Raw genomic sequence first — 18496 nt, forward strand, 5'->3', positions numbered from 1 at the left:
TCAGGAGTCATGGACAAGCCATCCGGCGGGCGGGCCCTCGTGATGATCCTGGTCGGAATGCTGGCGATGTTCGCGGTGATCGTCGCGCTCGCCGTCTGGGCCTCCCGATGAAGACGCTGATCGTCGTGCGACACGCCACGGCCGCGCAGGTGCCCGGTCTGGCCGATCGCGAGCGTCCGCTCACCGAGCACGGGAAGCGGGACGCCCGCGACGCGGGTGACCTCATCCGGCCGCTGAAGCCGGGCCTCGTGCTCTGCTCGCCTTCGGTCCGCACCAGGGAGACCGCGGAGCTGCTCGGGATCGACGCTCCGATCGAGATCGAGCGCGACATCTACGAGGCGTACGCCGACGAGCTGCTCGACCTGCTCCGCCGTACCGGCCCGGAGATCGAGACGCTGGTGCTGGTCGGGCACAATCCGGGCGTCCACGAGCTCGTGCTCACCCTGACCGGCGACGGGGACGCGGGTTTCCCTCCCGGGGCGCATGCCGTGATCGAGCTCCACGGCGGCTGGCAGGACCTCGATTCGGGGACCGGCAACCTTGTCCGGGCGCACCGTCCTTAGACACTGGGCAGGCAGGGCCGCCCGTGCGCTGAAGGTCGAGGATCCTCGCCTGGCGCTCGGGTTCGGTCTCGTCGGGGGCGCCTGCGTGGCCGTCCCACTGATCATCGGACTGGTGACGGGCCACCCGGAGAAGGGTGCCGTGATCAGCACCGGTGCCTGGCTGGTCGCCGTACGGGCCGTCCGCATTCCGGGCAGCGTCCGGATGGCCCGGCTCCTCGGCGCCACCTTCGCCCTGGCCCTGGGCACGCTGCTCGGGATCCTCCTCGTCGCCGGGCACGACTGGCTGCTGGTCCTGGTCACCCCCGCGCTCGCGGCGCTGGGCATCGTGGTGCCGGTGATGGGGCCGACCGCGGCGCTGGCGCTGCTGCTGACCGTGGCCCATCCGCTGCCCGTGGATCCGATCCCGCATCTGGGGCTGATGCTCCTCGGAGGCCTGCTGTCCACGGTGGTGCTGACCCTGCCCTGGCCCTGGCGCGGCCACCTGCCGTTGACCGTCGTCCTGTCCGGGACCGCCGCCTCTCTGGCCCAGCTCGTGGACGCCGCCGCCGACCAGAGCCTCGATCGGGACGCCTGGGACGAACGGCGGCGCGTGGCTTCCGCGTCGTTGGAGAAGGCCAGGAAGGCGTGCGCCCGGCGCCACTGGCAGCGGCGGTCCCCGCAGGCGGAGGCGGTGGTGGCCGCCTTCCGCCGCGTGCTGTACGAGGCGGTGACGCTGCGGGGCCTGTACACGGCGGTGTACCGCCAGGTCCCGGACGTGGACGAGCGGGTGGGCCTCTCCGCGCTGACCACGGCCCTCTACCGGTCGCTGCGGTCGATGTCGGAGGCGCTCGCCAACCCGGGGTCGGGCGTGGAGTTGGCCCTCGGGATCGACGACTTCAAGCGCCGGGTTGACGCCCTGCGGGGGGAGCGGCCGAAGGAGGAGCGCGAGCTCCTGGTCCTCGTCATGCTGCGCCAGATCGAACACTGCGCCGAGCGGCTCACGGCGGCGGTGGGGAAGGCGGCCGGGCCCGCGCTGGAACTGTCGTCGCCGCGGCTGGTCCTGCCGCAACTCGGCACTCCGGTCACTCCCGAGGTGCGCTATCGGCTGGCGTGGGACGATCCCGGGTTCCGGCACGCGCTGCGGGTCGGGCTGGGCACGTTGATCGCCATGCTGATCGTCGTGTTCGCCAAGCCCGCCTACCCCCAGTGGCTCGCGATCACCGTGCTGGTGACGATTCAGCCGACGTATGGCGAGACGATCGCGAAGGCGGGTGCGCGCACGCTCGGGACGGCGATCGGCGGGCTCGCCGCGGCCATGGTCCTGATGATCGCACCACACCGGTGGTCGCTGGCGATCCTGATCACCATTGCGGCGCTGCTGGCGTTCGGCATGGCCAGCGCCCACTTCGCGTACTGGATCACGTTCCTCAACATGTTCGTGCTCCTGCTCATCGACTTCCAGGTGCCGCAGCGGCCGCAGCTTGCGGGAGCTCGGGTGGGGCTCACGATCCTCGGCGGCGTCATCGCGCTGGCCTGCACCCGCCTGCTGTGGCCCCGCGGCGAGACCGTACGGCTGGGCGACCGCGTGGCGCGGATGCTCAGGGCTCACGCGACCGCGTCGAGGACGCTGGCCCAGGTGAGCCGGAAGGAGCTGCCGCAGGAGAAGGCGGAGGAGGCCATCAGGAAGGCGTCACGGGCCACGCTGACGGTGTCCACGTCGCTGGACCACATCGCGCACGAGCCGGGCGCCACGCCGCCGGAGGAGGTCGTGGAGGCGGTGGGGCTCACGCAGCGGGTCCGCGACGACCTGATCTCGGTCACCTCGGTGCTGCGAGGGGGCCGGGCCGAGCCCGGACCCGCACCCGAGGTGCTCGACGCGGTCGCCGACCGGCTGGAGGACGCGGCGAACGCCGTGGAGGCGGGCGAGTCGTACCAGTCGGGCGGGGAGGTGGACGGCAAGCTGGCCGATCTCGGCGGATGGCTGGGCACACTCGCCGAGCGACGTCTGGACGAGCTGGACGCGGCGCCGGCCGACAGCGCCACCAAGGTCAGGCGGGCGCTGCTGCAGGCGGCGGCGGTCGACCACGCGATGCGCTCGCTCAACTCGGAGTCGGCACGGCTGTCCGAGTCGGCCACCGCCGCGTTCGCCGGCAACCGGGCCGACCGGAGCGATCGCCCGGGGATCAGTGATGCGGTGTGACGACCCCGTCCTCGGCGTCCGCGGCCTCTACCTCCTCGCGGGAGATGCCGAGCAGGTAGAGGATCGAGTCGAGGTACGGAACGTTCACGGCGGTGTCGGCGGCCTGCCGCACGATCGGCTTGGCGTTGAACGCGATGCCGATGCCGGCCGCGGCGATCATGTCCAGATCGTTGGCCCCGTCCCCGATGGCGACGGTCTGGCTGATCGGGATGCCCGCCTGCGCGGCGAACCGCTTCAGGGCGCGGGCCTTGCCGGGGCGGTCCACGATCTCGCCGACCAGCCGGCCGGTGAGCCGGCCGTCGACCACCTCGAGCGTGTTGGCCGCGGAGTAGTCGATGCCGAGCTCGTTCACCAGGCTGTCGGTGATCTGGGTGAACCCGCCGCTGACGATCGCGAAGCGGTAGTCGAGACGCTTCAGCGTCCGTACGAGGGTGCGCGCGCCGGGCGTGTAGACGACCTCCTTGGCGACCTGCTCGAAGATCTCCTCAGGGAGCCCTTCCAGGAGCGCCACCCGCCGGGTCAGCGACTCCGCGAAGTCGATCTCGCCGCGCATCGCCTCCTCGGTCACCCGGGCGACCTCGTCGAGGCATCCGGCGTGCCGGGCCAGCAGCTCGATGACCTCGGCTTGGATGAGGGTGGAGTCGACGTCCATGACGATGAGCCGCTTGGCCCGCCGGTGCAGGCCGGAGCGCTGGACGGCCACGTCCACGTGCTGGAGCGCGGCCTCGGTGGCCAACTCGGCCCGCAGCGCGACCGGGTCGGCTCCGGAGACCGCGAGCTCGATGCACGTCACGGGGTAGCTCGACAGCCGCTCGATGCGGTCGATGTTGGCGCCCGACGCCGCGATCTTGCCGCTGATGCCGGCCATGGCGGCCGGCGTCAGCGGGGCGCCGAGCACGGTGACGTGCAGGCGGCCGCGGCGCCGCTTCTTCTCCTTCGAGACGGTGCCGGTGGCGATCTCGAGGTCCATGTCCAGGTCGGCGGCGACCTGCTCGACGGCGGTCCACAGGCCGCCGAGGGTGCCGCCGGTGCCGGTCGGCGGGCCGCCCGCGTAGGCGACGAGCACACCGAGGGTGAGCCGGCTGCGGATGACGACCTGCTCGACGTCCGCGACGGTCACGGGGAACCCGGCCAGCACGGTGAACAGACGCGAGGTGACTCCCGGCCGATCCGGACCGGTGAGTGTGATCAGGAGCGTGCGCTGGTTCATCGCCGCCAACGCTACTTGGCCGGGGCGGATGGTCGCGCAGGGGGTTCACCATGCGGACGCCTGAGTGTCTTCACCGTGAGGTGCGGCGGTCATTTCGGCATGTCGTGATGGTCGTGAGACGCTTTCAGGGAAGGACGCGCGCCCATGACGATCTCTCTCGAAACCGGTCGCTACACGGTCGGCATGGCCGTGACCGCCGCCGACCTGCAGGCCGCGCAGCGGCTGCGCCACCGCGTGTTCGCCGAGGAGATGGGGGCACGGCTCGACACCCCCGTCTCCGGGCTCGACGTGGACGGCTTCGACGCCTACTGCGACCACCTCCTCGTCCGCGAGGGGAGCGAGGTGGTCGGGACGTACCGGCTGCTGCCGCCGGGCCGGGCGGACCGGCTGTACGCCGACGCGGAGTTCGATCTGGGCGGGCTCGCCGGGATCCGGAGGGAGCTGGTCGAGGTCGGGCGCACCTGCGTGCATCCCGATCACCGCGAGGGTGCCGTCGTCGGCCTTCTGTGGGCCGGCATCGCCCGCTACATGATCGACGGCGGCTTCCGGTGGCTGGGCGGATGCTGCTCGGTCCCCCTGGACGACGGGGGCGTGGCGGCGGCGGGCGTCGCGGACCTGGTCCCCCTCGGCCCGGAGGAGTACCGCGTCCGGCCGCGTAATCCGTGGCGGAATCCCCGGAGCGGTGCCGGGACGGACGCGGCGCCGTCCGGGCGTTTCGTGCCGCCCGCACTGCTTCGCGGGTACCTGCGCCTGGGGGCGTGGGTGTGCGGCGCGCCGGCGCACGACCTGGATTTCGGCACCGCCGACTTCTTCGTGCTCCTGTCCATGGCGCAGGTGGACCAGCGCTACCTCCGGTACTTCCTGGGGGAGGCTCAGTGACCGCGCCACTCGCGGGGGCCAACCCGTGGCTGCGCGTGAGCCCGTGCGCCCCTGAGGCGTGCGTGGAACCGCCGGTCGCGGCCGCGGGTCCGCTCCGCCGTGCCGTACGGCTCGCCGCGGCGGCGATGGTGCTGCTCGCCGGGATCCCGCTCTCACTCGCCGCCAGAGGGATGCGTACGGCGCGCAGGGGCCGGATCGTCAATGTGTGGGCACGGATGCTGCTCCGCGCGCTCGGCGTCAGGCTGGACGTGCGGAGCGGGTTCGCGTTCGTCGCCGGATCGCCGCTGACGCGGACTGGGGTGGGGGAGCCGGCCGGGCCGGAGGACGGAGCCGGGCCGGAGGAGCGCAGGGGGACGCTCGTCGTGGCCAACCACGTCTCGTGGCTGGATCCGCTCGTGGTGGCGGCGACCGTGCCGTCGCGGCCGCTCGCCAAGCGGGAGGTCGGCGCGTGGCCGGTCATCCGTACGCTCGCGGCCGGATCGGGCGCGCTATTCATCGACAGGGAGCGGCTGTCGGCGCTGCCGGAGGTGGTCGGCAACATCACCGGCGCGCTGCGCGCGGGTGACACGGTCGCCGCGTTCCCCGAGGGGACGACGTGGTGTGGGCGCGGCATGGGCGAGTTCCGGCCCGCCGTCTTCCAGGCGGCGATCGACGCGCGTGCGGCGGTGCGGCCGGTCACGCTGCGCTACCGGGAGGGCGAGGCGACGTCCACCCGAGGCTGCTACGTGGGGGACGACTCGCTTCTCGCCTCGATCCTCCGCGTGGTGGCGACACGGAGCCTCGTGGTGGAGGTGACGCGGTTCCCCGAGGTACGGCTCGCGTCGTCGAGGACGCCGTCGAGAACGTTGTCGAGCACGTGGTCGGGGATGCGGCACGAGGAGCGCGGGGCCCTGGCGAGGATCGCCGAGGCGTACGTGCGGACGGGGCTGCCGGAGCAGCACGGGGCGGCGAGACGCGAAACGCCCGCCCGGTCGGCCCGGGCGGGCGTCACCGTACTCAGCTCGCCGCTCGGGAGTGTCTGACAGAACAGGCCGCCCGCCGTGTGAGAGGCGGGCGATCCGTCAGGTCCGTCCGGTACGGCGCGTGGTTTTAGCGTACGACCGCGGTCTTGACCTTCTTGGAGAAGATCCAGCCCTTGATGCCGAGCTCCTTCAGGCGCCTCTTGTCGAGGTCCTCGGCGCCGTGGGGGACGTCGAAGCTGATCGTGCCGATCTCGCCGACCTGGGGGCCGCGCGCGGTCTTCTTCAGGCGGAACTGGATGGAGAGCCAGTCGCTGTCGTCGACCTCCAGGACGCTCGGGGACCAGCACCAGAACTCACGGCCCTCCCAGTCGCACTCAGTGCCCTTGGGACCGTTCCAGTAGAGCTTCTTCTTGGTGTCGACGCCCTTGGGCAGGGTGCCGCCGATCCAGTAGTAGTCCGCGTCGTACGGACCGGTGTTGGTCGCGGTGAAGGAGTACTTGACCCAGCCGCCGGGCTTGGCCTTCTTGGTGTACTTGACGTTCGAGATCTTGAAGACGCTGAACGGGTCGCTGGCCTTGGCGGCGCTCGTCGTCGTCGTGGCGCCGGCCGGCGCGGCGGCGAGAAGCGTGGCGCCCGCGAGCGGGGCGATCAGCGCGAGCGTGGCGATCTTTGCGATCGGGTGACGCATGTGTTTGTCTCCCAGAGGACTTAGGGGGGAAGTGGGTAAAGGCCCCCCAGTAAACGCAAAGGTTTCTATCACTCCGCAGATCATCGGTAAAGATCTTTTTTATGAAGTTTTTATGCTATCTCGGGTTTGGCGGGGAAATGTCGGTGTATGTCCTGGTTTGCTGCGCGGCTAAAGGATGAGGTGCGTGTCCCCGAACTCGTGCCAGAGATAGCCCTCGTCGAGCGCGGCCTGGTAGGAGCGGGACAGCAGCTCCGGGTCCGCGATGGCCGACAGCATCATGAGGTGGCTGGAGCGCGGCTCGTGCAACCCCGTGAGCAGCCCGTCCACCGCCCGTACACCTTCGTCCGGCGTCACGACGTGCGCCGTCCACCCCTCGGCCGCCCGCACAGTGTCGTTCTGCGCAGTGCCCGCCCCCCCGGTGTTGTTCTGCGCAGTGTTGTTCTGCGCAGTGCCGTTCTGCACAGGGCTGGTCTTCAGGGCGTCGGCCCGGGCCGCGCTTTCCAGCGCGCGCACCACGGTGGTGCCCACGGCGATGACCCGCCCGCCGTTTTGCCGGGTGAGATTCACCAGCCGGGCCGTGTACGCGGGCACGGAGAAACGCTCGGGATAGGGAGGTTCGTCCTTCTCCGGCGACGCCACGCCCGTGTGCAGCGTGATCGGCGCGACCCCGACGCCCCGGGCGACCAGCGCGGTGACCAGGTCGGCCGTGAACGGGCGGCCCGCGCTCGGCATCTCCGCGCTGCCCGGCTCGATCCCGAACACCGTCTGATAGTGGCCCAGCGGCCAGTCCCGCTCCACGTAGGAGTAGCGGATCGGCACGCCGTACCTGTCCAGATAGGACGGCACGTCGCGGTTCAGGACGGCCCGCCACAATCGCGGCGTCTCCCGGCGCACGAGCCGCAGGGTGGCCTGCCCGGGCAGGGGGAGCCACTCTCCCGGCGCCCCGCCCGCATACGGCTCCGTGGCGCCGGACGTACGCCGCCGCAGCTCGACCAGCCACTCCCCGGTGGGCAGTTCGCCGGAGAAGTGGACGGCCAGGCGATCGAGCCGTACGGCGGCTGCCACGGTCGCCGAGTTGTTCACGACGAGCAGGTCGCCCGGCGCGAGGATCGCGGGCAGCTCCCGGAACACCCTGTGGGTGATCTCCCGGGTGTCCTTGCGCGAGACGAGCAGCCGCACCCCGTCCCGTCCGAGCCCGCGCGCCTCCGGGGGCTCGTGCGCTTCCCGTACGGCGGGCAGCGTGAAGTCGATGGCCAGGCTCATTCCAGCGCGTCCCTCGTGAAACGGCCGCCGGCCGGGCGGGCGTGGATGAGGCGCAGCAGCGCGGAGGCGACCGTCTCCGGCGCGGGGGCGGCGGACGCCTCCTCGGCGCCGACGGCGTCGGCGAGCATCCGCGTGCGCATCTCGCCGGGATCCACCCACCAGACCGTGACGTCCGGCTCCTCGGCGGCCAGCACGTTGGAGATCTGGTCGAGCGCGGCCTTCGTCGCCCCATAGCCGCCCCAGCCCTCGTACGGCTCGACCGCCGCGTCGGACGAGATGTTCAGCACCGCTCCGCGGCGCTCACGGAGCGCGGGCAGCGTGGCCTGGATCAGCCCGAGCGGCGCGATCACGTTGGCCTCGAACAGGTCGCGCAGCCCGTCGAGCGGATATCCGGCGAGCCTGGGCAGCGGCGCAGGCCCCAGTCCGCCGGCGTTGTTCACCAGCAGGTCCAGGTGCGGCACGGCCTCCGCCAGCCGGGCCCGATGGGCGGGATCGGTCACGTCTCCCGCGATGGCGGTCACGTCGGCGGAGACGTCAAGGTCGAAGGCGGCGGAGTGGAGGTCCTCCTCGCCTCTGGCGGTGAGGGTGAGTGCCCACCCGTCGGCCGCGAGAGACCTGGCGAGGGCCAGCCCCAGCCCGCGGGAGGCGCCGGTGATGAGTGCGTGCTTCATGCCGCTCACGCTAGGAATCGAGCGGTCGCCGTACATCGGCCCCGAGGTCATGTCCCGCCTGGGCAGTTGGCCCTAGGACCCGGCCCTACGCCCCGCCGGAACCCCGCCGGAACCCTGCCGGAACCCCGCTGGAGGCGCGCTGGGAACTGGCCCCAGCACGGCGTGGGGACCACCGGTGGGCGCGGTCATGTCGGAGGTCCGCCATATGGTTGGGGCGTGGCGGAGCGAACACCTGAACGGCCCCCGGGCACCTGCGGTCGTGACGCCGTCCTGCACGCGGTCAGCTCGGCCGTGCTCGCGGTCACCCGGCACCTCTCGGTGCGCGAGGTGCTGCAGGTCATCGTCCGTTCGGCGGGGCAACTGCTCGACGCGCGCTACGCCGCGCTCGGCGTCCCGGACGACCAGGGCAGGTTCGCCGAGTTCGTCGCCGAGGGCATCTCCGAGGAGGAGTGGGAGGCCATCGGCCCCACCCCCCGGCAGCACGGCATGCTCGGCGCGATGCTGCGCGACGGCGATCCGGTCCGATTGCCCGACATCCGCAAGGACCCGCGGTTCGAGTGGTGGCCGAGGGCGCATCCCGTGCTCAAGGACTTCCTCGGTGTGCCGATCCGCGACGGCGACCAGGTCCTCGGCATCATCTTCCTCTCCAACAAGCGCACCCCCGGCGGGTTCACCGCCGCGGACGAGGAACTCCTCACGATGTTCGCGGCGCACGCCGCCATCGCGCTCACCAATGCCCGGCTGTACGAGCGGGGGCGCGAGCTGACCGTGATCGAGGAGCGCACGCGCATGGCGCACGAGCTTCACGACGCCGTCACGCAGAAGCTGTTCTCGCTGCGGCTGACCGCGCAGGCCGCCGCGTCGCTGCTGGCCACCGATCCCGCGCGGGCCGCCACGGAGCTCGACCAGGTCCAGCGGCTGGCGGGGGAGGCGCTGGCCGAGCTGCGCGCGGTGATCGTCGAGCTGCGCCCGGCCGAGCTCGACCGGCACGGCCTGGTCGAGACCCTGCGCAAGCACGTCCACCTGCTCGACCGGCTCCACCCGGTGTCGGCGCGGTTCACCGCCCGCGGCGACCCTGCCGGGGCGCCGCGGGCCGACGTCACCTCCGAGGTGACGGTGCTGCGGGTGGCGCAGGAGGCCCTGCACAACGCGCTGCGCCACGCCGAGGCCGCCCACATCGACGTACGGCTCTCGCATCTCGACACGAGGCTGGTCCTGGAGGTCGGCGACGATGGGAAGGGGTTCGACCCCGAGGCCGACTCCGTCCGGGGCCTCGGGCTGGCCTCGATGCGCGACCGCGCGGAGAGCGCCCGAGGTTCGCTCGAAGTAATCGCCACCCCTGGGGGCGGCACGACGGTCCGGCTGGTGGTGCCCGCATGATCCGCGTCCTGATCGCCGACGACCATCCGATCGTCCGGCAGGGCCTCCGCACGTTCCTGGAGATCCAGGAGGACCTGGCCGTGGTCGGCGAGGCGGCCGACGGCGAGGAGGCGGTCGCGCTGGCCGAGTCGCTCCGGCCGGACATCCTGCTCCTCGACCTGAAGATGCCCGTGCTCGACGGCCTGGGCGCGCTGACGAGGCTCGGCTCGGCTGACGACCTCGGCATACGGGTGATCGTGCTGACCTCGGTCAGTGACCGGGGCGATGTCGCGCCCGCCATGCGGGCGGGAGCGGCCGGCTTCCTCTACAAAGACGTCGATCCCACCGCCCTGGTCCAGGCCATCCGCGCGGTCCACGGAGGCCAGGTGCTACTCGCCCCCGAGGCCGCCGACGCCATGATCTCCGGCGAGGAGCGCGGCCACGGCGACGCGGGCGCGGCGCTGACGGAACGGGAGCGCGAGGTCCTCCGGCTGATCGCCCGGGGCCGCTCCAACCGGGAGATCGCCAGAGAACTGGTCGTCGCGGAGAAGACCGTGAAGACCCACGTCTCCAATGTCCTGATGAAGCTCGGTGTCCAGGACCGGACCCAGGCTGCCCTCTTCGCGGTACGGCATGGCCTCGGCTAGGGATTCGAAGAGGCATGATTTTTGACATGCGACCCGAGTGGTCAGCCCTGCCGCTGCCCCTCCACGATGGCGTGGTGGGCGGCCACCCGCGCCCGCCGTACGGCCCGGTCCAGCTCGCGCAGGGCCTCGCTCCGCGCGGCGAGCTGACCGGAGGTCAGGCCGCGCTCCCCGGCGAGGTCGAGCGCCATGGCCAGCCGCGCGGCGAGCGCGCCCACTCGATGGGCGCGTCCGGAATAGCCCGGGGCGAGGGTCTCACCGCCGTCCTTCAGCGCCGGAGTCCCTGGGCCGGGCCCCGCCACTCCGACCAGGGCGTTCGTCGCGGCCCGCATGGCGGCGGTCAGGGCCTGCTCGGCCTCGGCCAGCGACGGCACGTAGGGCTCGCTGTCCGCCGACTCGACGACCGTCCAGCGCACCCCGGAGTAGGACGAGCCTCGCCTGTCGGCCTCGGGCACCAGGCCGAGGCGCCGCCCGCGGAGCACGGCTATCGCGGCCTGCCCGGCCTCGATGGCGCTGATGTTGAAGGTGGGCGGACCGGCCAGGCCGAGCGGGTCACCGGGGATCGGCAGGGCCAGCCGGAACGAGCCGAGGCCGTCCGCCCGGAGTCCGGCGAGGAAGGCGCGGAGCGTCGATTCCCGGGGGCCGTCGGCCACGACCTGCGGGCCACCGGCGCGCTCGACGTGGTCCACGGCCTCGTCGAGCCCGACGTGTCCGCCGAGCCAGGCGTTTCCCCACGAGACGAGGACGGCTGAGATCGGTGAATCCATGCGCACCCGATCCACGATATGCCGACCTGCTGCAATAGTTTTGTCTCGAGTAACCACAGGAGGGGGCCACATGGGCGGTCAAGTGCTGCGACTTCGTGATGTCACCGTGCGCAGGGACGGCGCGGCGCTGTTGCGCGCCGTCGACTGGTCCGTCCGCGAGGATGAGCGCTGGGTCGTCATCGGTCCCAACGGAGCGGGCAAGACCACGCTGCTGCAGGTGGCCGGGGCGCTGCTCTTCCCCACGGAGGGGGCGGTCGAGATCCTCGGCGAGCGGCTCGGCCAGGCGGACGTCTTCGACCTGCGTCCGAGGATCGGCCTCGCCAGCGCGGCGCTGGCCGAGCGGGTGCCGCCGGACGAGAAGGTCATCGACCTCGTGCTGACCGCGTCCTACGCCATCCTCGGCAGGTGGAACGAGGAGTACGACTCCCACGACGTCACCCGCGCGGTCGAGCTCATCGACCAGCTCGGCTGCGCCCACCTGATCCGGCGGCGCTTCGGCACGCTGTCCGAGGGCGAGCGCAAGCGGGTCCAGATCGCCCGGGCCCTGATGCCCGACCCCGAGCTCCTGCTGCTCGACGAGCCCGCCGCCGGGCTCGACGTGGCCGGACGGGAGGATCTGGTCCGCCGCCTGGGCGCGCTGGCGCGCGACCCCAAGGCGCCGACGATGGTCCTGGTCACCCATCACGTCGAGGAGATCCCGAGCGGGTTCACCCACGTGATGATGCTGCGCCACGGTTCCGTGGTCGCCCAGGGTCCGGTGGAGTCGGTGATGACCGGTGACAACCTGTCCCGGACCTTCGGCGTGCCGCTGCGGCTCGACCGGGGGGCGGGCGACCGCTGGTACGCCCGGCCGTTCTGACCACTGGTACGCCAGGCCGTCCCGACCGCGGTACGCCGGTCCGTTCCGAGCGCGCGTAAAGCCGAAACCACATAGCATCCAGTCAAGACCCAAAGACTGGAGTTGACGGATGGCTCAGCTCATCGCCGCCGTGGTCGTGGTCGCGCTTGCCGGCTTCGCGCTGACCCGGACGATCCGGATCATCCCCCAGGCAACGGCGAGCATCGTCGAGCGGTTCGGCCGTTACCACCGCACGCTGAACGCCGGGCTGAACATCGTCGTCCCGTTCATCGACCGGATCAAGGTCGAAGTGGACCTGCGCGAGCAGGTCGTCACCTTCCCTCCGCAGCCGGTGATCACCTCCGACAACCTCGTGGTGTCGATCGACACTGTCGTCTACTTCCAGGTGACCGATCCCAAGGCCGCCACCTACGAGATCGCGAGCTTCATCGTCGCGGTCGAGCAGCTCACCGTGACGACGCTGCGCAACGTGGTCGGCGGCATGGACCTGGAGCGCACGCTGACCTCCCGCGAGGAGATCAACACGGAGCTGCGCGGCGTGCTCGACGACGCGACCGGCAAATGGGGCATCCGGGTGAACCGGGTCGAGCTGAAGGCCATCGACCCGCCCCCCTCCATCCAGGACTCGATGGAGAAGCAGATGCGCGCCGACCGGGACAAGCGGGCCGCCATTCTCAGCGCCGAAGGGCAGAAGCAGTCGGCCATCCTGACCGCCCAGGGCGAGCGGGAATCCGCAGTGCTCAAGGCGAGGGGAGAGGCCGAGGCGGTCGTGCTCCGGGCCCAGGCCGACGCGGAGGCCCAGGCGATGCGGGCGAAAGGGCAGGCCGACGCGATCGCGATGGTGTTCCGGGCGATCCATGAGGGCAACCCCGACCAGCGGCTGATCGCCTACCAGTACCTCCAGATCCTCCCCGAGATCGCCAAGGGCGACGCCAACAAGGTGTGGATCGTCCCCTCCGAGATGGGCAAGGCCCTGGAGAACCTCGGCGGCCTCTTCTCCCCGCCCAAAGATCCCGTCTGACCGGCGCTCCGTCCCCGGCTACGCGACGGCTCGCGTTGCCGTACCCCGAATGGGCCGCGCCGATGGACGCCCCTCTACCATCGGGCGATAGCCGTTCAAGGGAGTAAAGATCTTGACGCCGTGGGAGGCGGTCGCGGTGTTCGCGGCCGGGGTCGGGGCCGGGGGCATCAACGCCGTCGTGGGGTCGGGCTCGCTGATCACGTTCCCGACGCTGCTGGCGATCGGCCTTCCCCCCGTCGTGGCGAACGTCTCCAACAACGTCGGGCTGATTCCCGGCGGCGTCACCGGCGTGCTGGGCTACCTGCCCGAGCTCAAGGGGCAGCGCGCCCGGCTGATGAGGTTCGGCGTGGCGTCCGTCATCGGCTCGCTCATCGGCGGGGTGCTGCTCCTCCGGCTGCCCGAGAAAGCCTTCCAGTTCATCGTCCCCATCCTGATCGGGGCGGCCTGCGTGCTGGTCATCGTGCAGCCGAAGCTCAACGGCTGGCTGGCCGGTCGGCGCACGCACCCGCACGGCGGCCCCTGGCTGTGGCTGGGCGTGCTGGGCTCCGGGATGTACGGCGGTTACTTCGGCGCCGCCCAGGGCGTCGTGCTCATCGGCCTGCTCGGCGTCTTCCTCGATGAGGAGCTGCAACGGATCAACGCGGTCAAGAACTTCCTGTCGCTGCTGGTCAATCTGACCGCGGCGATCCTTTTCGTCCTGATCGCGCATGTGGACTGGGCGGCCGCGCTCATGGTCGCGCTGGGCACGGGAGTCGGCGGGTTCCTGGGTGCCCGGCTGGGACGCAAGCTGCCCGCCCCGGTGCTGCGCGGCATGATCGTCTGCATCGGTGTCGTGGCGATCGTCAAGCTGCTGCTCTGACCCGCCACGCCGTTCTGGCCGGGGGTCAGCGTGCTTCCCGGCCCAGCTCCGCGCTGACCTCCGCGGCGGTCCGCTTGAGCGCCTCGGCGAGCGGCGAGCGAGTGCCCTCGGGCACGGAGGCGGTCGTTCCCACGATCGCCATCGCGGCGACGAGCGTGTCGCCGCGGAACAGCGGCGCCGCGATGCTGCGCACGCCGTTGACGGACGGGGTGTTGGCCGAGATGTTGTTCCGCCGGATCTTCTCCAGCTCCCGGCGCAGCTCGGCGGACGCCTGAACCTCCTGCGCGAGCCCCGGGACCTCCTCCTCCGGAAGGAAGGCGCAGAACACCCTGCCCTGGGCGGATTCGGTGCGGGACAGCCGGGACCCGGTCCGCACGCTGACGCGGATGATGCGGTCGGTGTTGTCGTCCACCCGGACCACGACGGCCGTGTCACCGTCCCAGACGCTCAGCACGACGGTCTCGTCGATCTCGCGGACGAGCCGCTGCATGTACGGCCCGGCGATCCCGATCACCGGCATCCCGGCCCGCGCGGCGGCGGAGAGCGTCAGGATCTGCGGGCCCAGCGAGTAGAGCGCCTCGCGGTCGTCGTAGCGCAGCAGGTTGCTCTCGCGCAGCGCCTTCGTGTACCGGTGCGCGGTCGCCTTGCTGGTGCCCAGGCTCGTGGTGATCTCGTTGAGGCTGAGCTGGGGACGGCTGACCGTGAAGGCGCTGAGGATCAGCGCGGCGCGCTGGACGGTCTGGATGGCCGGAGCCGCCTTCGCGTCGGCGGAGTCCCCGTGAACGGGTCTGGCGTCTTCACCCATGTCAGGTCACCCCGGTCGGTGTGATTCGTTGTGATTCGTTGCGTTTTGCGAGACAGCATCCTGTCATCCAGAATATTTCCTGTCGACGGTTGTCCGTTCAGCCCACTCGCTCGCACAGGTGATCGATGGTTGTCCGCCGGGTATGTACACCTTTGTGAAGGGCGACTGGGTGGAGATCGTCATCGACGCGGGCGGCACCCCCCGCACATACGAAGTGGTCGCGACCAAGGCGGGCAGGCGGGTCGAGGTCACCACGGGACGCGGCATCGTCGAGGTCAGCGAGGTGACCCGGACCGGCACCCCGGTCCGAACCGCGCGTTTCATGTCCAGCCGCATCCTCGCGCTGGTGGAGCATCCCGCCGACGACCGCCGACCCGGCACCTGAAAGTCCGGCGGCCGACGGTCCGGCACCTGAAAGTCCGGCGGCCGACGGTCCGGCGCCTGGAGGTCCGGCGCCTGGAGCTCCGGCGGCCGACGGTCCGACGTCCGCGTCGGCCGCGCCGGCGGGAGCCGTACGGACGGTCACGGGGCGGGACGGACCTGCACGATGCCGTCCCGGCGGAGGCGGGTCTGGAACGAGGGCTGCCGCGAGGTCGCCGGGCCGTGCGCGACCGTGCCGTCGGAAATGCGGAAGACGCTGCCGTGCCACGGGCAGACGACGCACGCGTCGCCCTCCTCCACGACGAGCCGCCCCTGGTGCAGCGGACCGGCCAGGTGGGAGCACCGGTCGGCGAGCACGCTCACGCCGTCGCCCAGGCGGAGCACGAACAGGTCGATGTATCCCAGCCGCCGGGTCACCGGCCGGCCGTTGGGCAGGTCCTTGAGGGCGCACAGGTCGTGCCAGCCGAGCGGCACCAGGTGGCTGAGCGACTCCGCGTGGTTGGCGCCCGCGGCCTGCCGGTAGGCGAGGTGTCCGCCCAGGTAGGCGCCGCCGAGCGCCGCGCCGAGCCCGGCGAACGAGAACGCGCGGCCCGCCCGCTGCTTCCCGGCCATCCGCAGGAGCAGCGACACCGTGTAGAGACCGGTCGCGGTCGCGTTGGTCAGCGCGTGGACGAACCCGACGCGCTGCTGCTCGCGATGGAGCGTGGACCAGTCGGTCAGTCCGGCGGCGGCCGTCGGGACGGCGGTGCCGAGGCCCGTCGCGAGCAGCACCCGGGCCGACCGCTCGTCCGCTCCGGTCCAGTCGAGTACGGCCGTCGCGACCCAGCAGCCGAGGCCGATCGTCGCCAGCGACGGGTGAAGGGGATGCCCGACGGGGACGCCGTGCAGCAGGTCGCGCACCGGTCCAGGGCCGATCTTGCGGCGTACGGCTTTCGCGATGACCCGGATCGGCCGGTCGAGGGCCGTGACGTGTTCGAGTCCGTCGAGAAGGTTGCCCGGCGGGATCCTGCGCGGCAGCCGGATCGCACGTCGCGATCTGGTCGTCTTATCCATTTTCGCCCCCTCGATACCAGCACTTACCCCCGGCCTGGACGGGCGAACACCGCGGTGACCGTCAGGGAGCCAGGTGCCCCCGGGCGACGGAGGACTCGACGAGCTGGGCGGCGTAGGCGCCGAGGGTGGGGGACCCCTCGCGGATGATCCGGAGGCTGTCCGCGAGGTAGCGCGCCGTGACCTTGTAGAGCGCCCAGGTCCCTCCCTCGTTGTGGTGGTTGGCGAGGATGGGGGCGAGCCGGTCGAGAGCCTTGGCGAACCGCGCCTCCGCCGTCCGCCGCTCCTCGAACTCGTCCCACAGCGCGCGCAGCCGTACGCGCTGGTCGTGGGGGAGCAGGGCGAAGATCCGAGCGGCGGCGGCGAGCGCGTCAGGAGCCGGGGTGTCCTGCTGGAAGTCGGGGCGCGTGTCGCGGGGGATGTCGTGCCGGAAGCAGTCTCCCGTATCGATCTCCACGATGTCGTGGACGAGCAGCATGGCGACCACCCGCTCCAGGTCGGTCCCGGGAGGCGCGTGTTCACCCATGGTCATCGCCAGCATGCCGACGTGCCAGGAGTGCTCGGCGCCGTTCTCCCGCCGTGACCCGTCGATCAGGGTGTTGCGGCGGATGACGCGCTTCAGCTTGTCGATCTCCATGGCGAAGCTGATCTGGGCATGCAGGCGATCCTCTTGGGTAGCGGTGGTCACCTTGGCAAGCCTAACCTTCGTGATCAACGAATGCCCTGCCCTCAAGCGCTTGTTCACGATTCGTGGTCATGGTGTCGCCGACCGTACGGAGTGGCGTGAAGGTGAGGCGTGAAGGTGAGGCGTGAAGACGGGGCAGTGAAGACGGGGCAGTGAAGACGGGGCAGTGAAGACGGGGCAGTGAAGACGGGGCAGTGAAGACGGGGCAGTGAGGGCGGGGCAGTGAGGGCGGGAAAGCCCCGAAGCGCGGCGCCGGGCTTCGGGGCTTCGCTCATCACGATTCACTTCGCGGGCGTCCCGCCGCGTCGAGTTCGAGTACGAGGTCGAACCGGGGATCGCGGTAATGGCGGGCGCCGAATCCGGTGCGGGTGACCGTCCAGCCGAGCCGGTGAGCCCACCAATCCTGGTCGACGCAGAGGTCCCGGTCGGCCTGGCCGGCGAGTACGCCGAGCTGGGCCTTGATTCGTAAGAGCCGGTTGGTACCGTGGAAATGCATAGGAGACTCCCCTTTCGCCGCTTCGATGAGGAGCTCTCGTTTGTCCGCCGGGTCGGGCGGTGGCAGCCTTCCGGCCCGGCTCTTCTGTGTTTCGATCACTCCCCTGAGTACCCCTGTTGTTTCGATCGTGACGCCGGAGAGATTTCCTTGCAATACTCAACGTAAGGAAAGTTGCAACAATCTTCCCCAGATGCGCCGCACCTATCGGTGCAAATTGCATTACGATGCTTTCAGGGGCGTCCGCCCTCGTATGCCTCCACGGCGCGCGTGAGGAGGTCGACCGGGTTGTCGGAACGCGGGAGTCCTACCGTCCGTCGGCGCAGGCTCGGACAGGAGCTTCGCCGCCTTCGGGAGCGGGCCGAGCTCACCGGAGATCAGGTCGCCGCCCAGCTCGGCTGGTCGGCGGCGAAGGTCAGCCGCATCGAGACCGCCAAGACCTCGCCACGCAAGGCGGACGTCGAGGCGCTCCTGGAGACGTACGAGGTCGATTCCGGTCAGCGCCAAGAGCTGCTCGACCTGCATCGGGACGCCGCGCGAAAGGGCTGGTGGGAGGACTACCAGAGCTCCCTGCCCCATGAGTACACCACGCTCCTGGCGCTGGAGGTGGAGGCCACCTTCGCGCGCAACTGGGAACCCCAGGTGGTGCCCGGCCTCCTGCAGACCGAGGAGTACGCTCTCGAGATCGTCAAAGCGGCTCAACCGATCACGCGTTTCGCCCAGGGGGGTGTGCGCAGCCGGGTCGAGGCGAGGATGGCCCGGCAGCAGATCATTCTCCGGGACGACGCGCCGCTGAACCTGCTGGTGGTCCTGGACGAGTCCGTGCTCCTGCGCGGCTTCGGGAACGCGGCGGTCATGCGGGGGCAACTGGACCGCCTGCTGAGTCTGTCTGGATTGCCCAACATCCGGATTCAAGTGCTGCCCCTGGATGCCGAGCATCCGGTCAACACCGGGTCTTTTCTTCACCTGAAGTTTCCGGAGTTCCACGACGTCGTGTACCTGGAGTCCCTTTTCGGTGCACGCTTCCTCGAAGAGGAGGAGACCGTGTACGGCTACGAGATCGCCTTCGACCGATTGCAGGCCGAGGCCCTCGACGTCGACGCCAGTCGGGAGCTGATCCGAAAATCAATCGAACGCTGGAAGTGAACCGCTTCCCTA

At 70.9% G+C, this 18496-nt stretch carries 20 protein-coding genes; 11 read left to right on the forward strand and 9 right to left on the reverse strand.

The annotated features are described in order from the left end of the window. The first annotated feature begins 107 nt into the window (after window positions 1–107). A complete protein-coding gene (locus QSK17_RS11995; protein ID WP_285704718.1) occupies window positions 108–563 on the forward strand; it encodes a SixA phosphatase family protein in 456 nt (151 codons plus the stop codon). Further along, the gene (locus QSK17_RS12000) at window positions 541–2742 is read left to right on the forward strand and encodes an FUSC family protein (protein ID WP_285704719.1); all 2202 of its coding nucleotides are present in this window, start codon (window positions 541–543) and stop codon (window positions 2740–2742) included. The genes QSK17_RS11995 and QSK17_RS12000 overlap by 23 nt, the downstream gene beginning before the upstream one ends. Here QSK17_RS12000 and serB read toward each other — a convergent pair. Then, window positions 2726–3952, reverse strand: coding sequence for a phosphoserine phosphatase SerB (gene serB / locus QSK17_RS12005; protein WP_285704720.1), 1227 nt, complete (start codon window positions 3950–3952; stop codon window positions 2726–2728). The genes QSK17_RS12000 and serB overlap by 17 nt on opposite strands. A gap of 144 nt (window positions 3953–4096) precedes the next feature. On the opposite strand from serB, the gene QSK17_RS12010 reads away from it, so the two are divergent. Both QSK17_RS12010 and QSK17_RS12015 read left to right on the forward strand, forming a co-directional pair. Beyond that, on the forward strand, window positions 4097–4831 hold the full coding sequence (locus tag QSK17_RS12010) for a GNAT family N-acetyltransferase (RefSeq protein ID WP_285704721.1): 735 nt from the start codon (window positions 4097–4099) through the stop codon (window positions 4829–4831). Beyond that, window positions 4828–5853: a lysophospholipid acyltransferase family protein gene (locus QSK17_RS12015; RefSeq protein ID WP_285704722.1), complete on the forward strand. Its 1026-nt coding sequence runs from the start codon at window positions 4828–4830 to the stop codon at window positions 5851–5853. The genes QSK17_RS12010 and QSK17_RS12015 overlap by 4 nt, the downstream gene beginning before the upstream one ends. Before the next feature lie 67 nt (window positions 5854–5920). Here QSK17_RS12015 and QSK17_RS12020 read toward each other — a convergent pair whose 3' ends face one another. From QSK17_RS12020 to QSK17_RS12030, 3 genes are all read right to left on the reverse strand, one after another. After that, window positions 5921–6481, reverse strand: coding sequence for a hypothetical protein (locus QSK17_RS12020; RefSeq protein ID WP_285704723.1), 561 nt, complete (start codon window positions 6479–6481; stop codon window positions 5921–5923). 168 nt (window positions 6482–6649) lie between these two features. Beyond that, on the reverse strand, window positions 6650–7744 hold the full coding sequence (locus tag QSK17_RS12025; RefSeq protein WP_285704724.1) for an S-adenosylmethionine:tRNA ribosyltransferase-isomerase: 1095 nt from the start codon (window positions 7742–7744) through the stop codon (window positions 6650–6652). Further along, the gene (locus QSK17_RS12030) at window positions 7741–8415 is read right to left on the reverse strand and encodes an SDR family NAD(P)-dependent oxidoreductase (RefSeq protein WP_285704725.1); all 675 of its coding nucleotides are present in this window, start codon (window positions 8413–8415) and stop codon (window positions 7741–7743) included. Before QSK17_RS12030 ends, QSK17_RS12025 begins: the two co-directional genes overlap by 4 nt. A 216-nt stretch (window positions 8416–8631) precedes the next feature. Here QSK17_RS12030 and QSK17_RS12035 point away from each other — a divergent pair, with 216 nt between their 5' ends. After that, window positions 8632–9795, forward strand: coding sequence for a GAF domain-containing sensor histidine kinase (locus QSK17_RS12035; protein WP_285704726.1), 1164 nt, complete (start codon window positions 8632–8634; stop codon window positions 9793–9795). Then, entirely contained in the window at window positions 9792–10421 is a 630-nt protein-coding gene (locus QSK17_RS12040; RefSeq protein ID WP_285704727.1) for a response regulator, read from the forward strand. The genes QSK17_RS12035 and QSK17_RS12040 overlap by 4 nt, the downstream gene beginning before the upstream one ends. 41 nt (window positions 10422–10462) lie before the next feature. Here QSK17_RS12040 and QSK17_RS12045 read toward each other — a convergent pair whose 3' ends face one another. Further along, window positions 10463–11185, reverse strand: a complete 723-nt coding sequence (locus tag QSK17_RS12045) for an Rv1486c family protein (protein ID WP_285704816.1) — start codon at window positions 11183–11185, stop codon at window positions 10463–10465. A 70-nt stretch (window positions 11186–11255) separates the two neighbouring features. Between QSK17_RS12045 and QSK17_RS12050 the strand changes: the two genes are divergently transcribed. The 3 genes from QSK17_RS12050 to QSK17_RS12060 all read left to right on the forward strand — a co-directional run bounded on the left by QSK17_RS12050 (window position 11256) and on the right by QSK17_RS12060 (window position 13924). Then, window positions 11256–12044: an ABC transporter ATP-binding protein gene (locus QSK17_RS12050; RefSeq protein WP_285704728.1), complete on the forward strand. Its 789-nt coding sequence runs from the start codon at window positions 11256–11258 to the stop codon at window positions 12042–12044. A gap of 109 nt (window positions 12045–12153) precedes the next feature. After that, on the forward strand, window positions 12154–13065 hold the full coding sequence (locus tag QSK17_RS12055; protein ID WP_285704729.1) for an SPFH domain-containing protein: 912 nt from the start codon (window positions 12154–12156) through the stop codon (window positions 13063–13065). Window positions 13066–13177: 112 nt separating this feature from the next. Then, window positions 13178–13924: a sulfite exporter TauE/SafE family protein gene (locus QSK17_RS12060; RefSeq protein ID WP_285704730.1), complete on the forward strand. Its 747-nt coding sequence runs from the start codon at window positions 13178–13180 to the stop codon at window positions 13922–13924. A 25-nt stretch (window positions 13925–13949) separates the two neighbouring features. Here the strand turns inward: QSK17_RS12060 and QSK17_RS12065 are convergent, their stop codons facing one another. Next, on the reverse strand, window positions 13950–14729 hold the full coding sequence (locus QSK17_RS12065; protein ID WP_285704731.1) for an IclR family transcriptional regulator: 780 nt from the start codon (window positions 14727–14729) through the stop codon (window positions 13950–13952). 142 nt (window positions 14730–14871) lie between these two features. Between QSK17_RS12065 and QSK17_RS12070 the strand changes: the two genes are divergently transcribed. Further along, window positions 14872–15114, forward strand: a complete 243-nt coding sequence (locus tag QSK17_RS12070) for a DUF8836 family protein (RefSeq protein WP_285704732.1) — start codon at window positions 14872–14874, stop codon at window positions 15112–15114. Window positions 15115–15251: 137 nt separating this feature from the next. On the opposite strand, the gene QSK17_RS12075 is transcribed toward QSK17_RS12070, so the two are convergent. The 3 genes from QSK17_RS12075 to QSK17_RS12085 all read right to left on the reverse strand — a co-directional run bounded on the left by QSK17_RS12075 (window position 15252) and on the right by QSK17_RS12085 (window position 17341). Further along, window positions 15252–16163: a Rieske (2Fe-2S) protein gene (locus QSK17_RS12075; protein ID WP_285704733.1), complete on the reverse strand. Its 912-nt coding sequence runs from the start codon at window positions 16161–16163 to the stop codon at window positions 15252–15254. A gap of 61 nt (window positions 16164–16224) precedes the next feature. Further along, window positions 16225–16797 (reverse strand): HD domain-containing protein, encoded by a 573-nt coding sequence (locus QSK17_RS12080; RefSeq protein WP_285704817.1) that lies wholly within the window; start codon window positions 16795–16797, stop codon window positions 16225–16227. 322 nt (window positions 16798–17119) lie between these two features. Then, a complete protein-coding gene (locus QSK17_RS12085) occupies window positions 17120–17341 on the reverse strand; it encodes a hypothetical protein (RefSeq protein ID WP_285704734.1) in 222 nt (73 codons plus the stop codon). A 285-nt stretch (window positions 17342–17626) separates the two neighbouring features. Between QSK17_RS12085 and QSK17_RS12090 the strand changes: the two genes are divergently transcribed. Then, window positions 17627–18484, forward strand: coding sequence for a helix-turn-helix domain-containing protein (locus QSK17_RS12090; RefSeq protein WP_285704735.1), 858 nt, complete (start codon window positions 17627–17629; stop codon window positions 18482–18484). Window positions 18485–18496: the final 12 nt, after the last annotated feature.

It is taken from the genome of Microtetraspora sp. NBRC 16547 (assembly GCF_030268965.1).
Taxonomy (GTDB): Bacteria; Actinomycetota; Actinomycetes; order Streptosporangiales; family Streptosporangiaceae; genus Microtetraspora.

Excerpts from the sequence above, each read along its gene's own strand:
- QSK17_RS11995 (WP_285704718.1), top strand. The coding sequence starts at position 108 with ATGAAGACGCTGATCGTCGTGCGACACGCCACGGCCGCGCAGGTGCCC.
- serB (WP_285704720.1), bottom strand. The coding sequence starts at position 3,952 with ATGAACCAGCGCACGCTCCTGATCACACTCACCGGTCCGGATCGGCCG.
- QSK17_RS12010 (WP_285704721.1), top strand. The coding sequence starts at position 4,097 with ATGACGATCTCTCTCGAAACCGGTCGCTACACGGTCGGCATGGCCGTG.
- QSK17_RS12020 (WP_285704723.1), bottom strand. The coding sequence starts at position 6,481 with ATGCGTCACCCGATCGCAAAGATCGCCACGCTCGCGCTGATCGCCCCG.
- QSK17_RS12025 (WP_285704724.1), bottom strand. The coding sequence starts at position 7,744 with ATGAGCCTGGCCATCGACTTCACGCTGCCCGCCGTACGGGAAGCGCAC.
- QSK17_RS12030 (WP_285704725.1), bottom strand. The coding sequence starts at position 8,415 with ATGAAGCACGCACTCATCACCGGCGCCTCCCGCGGGCTGGGGCTGGCC.
- QSK17_RS12040 (WP_285704727.1), top strand. The coding sequence starts at position 9,792 with ATGATCCGCGTCCTGATCGCCGACGACCATCCGATCGTCCGGCAGGGC.
- QSK17_RS12045 (WP_285704816.1), bottom strand. The coding sequence starts at position 11,185 with ATGGATTCACCGATCTCAGCCGTCCTCGTCTCGTGGGGAAACGCCTGG.
- QSK17_RS12050 (WP_285704728.1), top strand. The coding sequence starts at position 11,256 with ATGGGCGGTCAAGTGCTGCGACTTCGTGATGTCACCGTGCGCAGGGAC.
- QSK17_RS12055 (WP_285704729.1), top strand. The coding sequence starts at position 12,154 with ATGGCTCAGCTCATCGCCGCCGTGGTCGTGGTCGCGCTTGCCGGCTTC.
- QSK17_RS12065 (WP_285704731.1), bottom strand. The coding sequence starts at position 14,729 with ATGGGTGAAGACGCCAGACCCGTTCACGGGGACTCCGCCGACGCGAAG.
- QSK17_RS12070 (WP_285704732.1), top strand. The coding sequence starts at position 14,872 with ATGTACACCTTTGTGAAGGGCGACTGGGTGGAGATCGTCATCGACGCG.
- QSK17_RS12075 (WP_285704733.1), bottom strand. The coding sequence starts at position 16,163 with ATGGATAAGACGACCAGATCGCGACGTGCGATCCGGCTGCCGCGCAGG.
- QSK17_RS12080 (WP_285704817.1), bottom strand. The coding sequence starts at position 16,797 with ATGGAGATCGACAAGCTGAAGCGCGTCATCCGCCGCAACACCCTGATC.
- QSK17_RS12085 (WP_285704734.1), bottom strand. The coding sequence starts at position 17,341 with ATGCATTTCCACGGTACCAACCGGCTCTTACGAATCAAGGCCCAGCTC.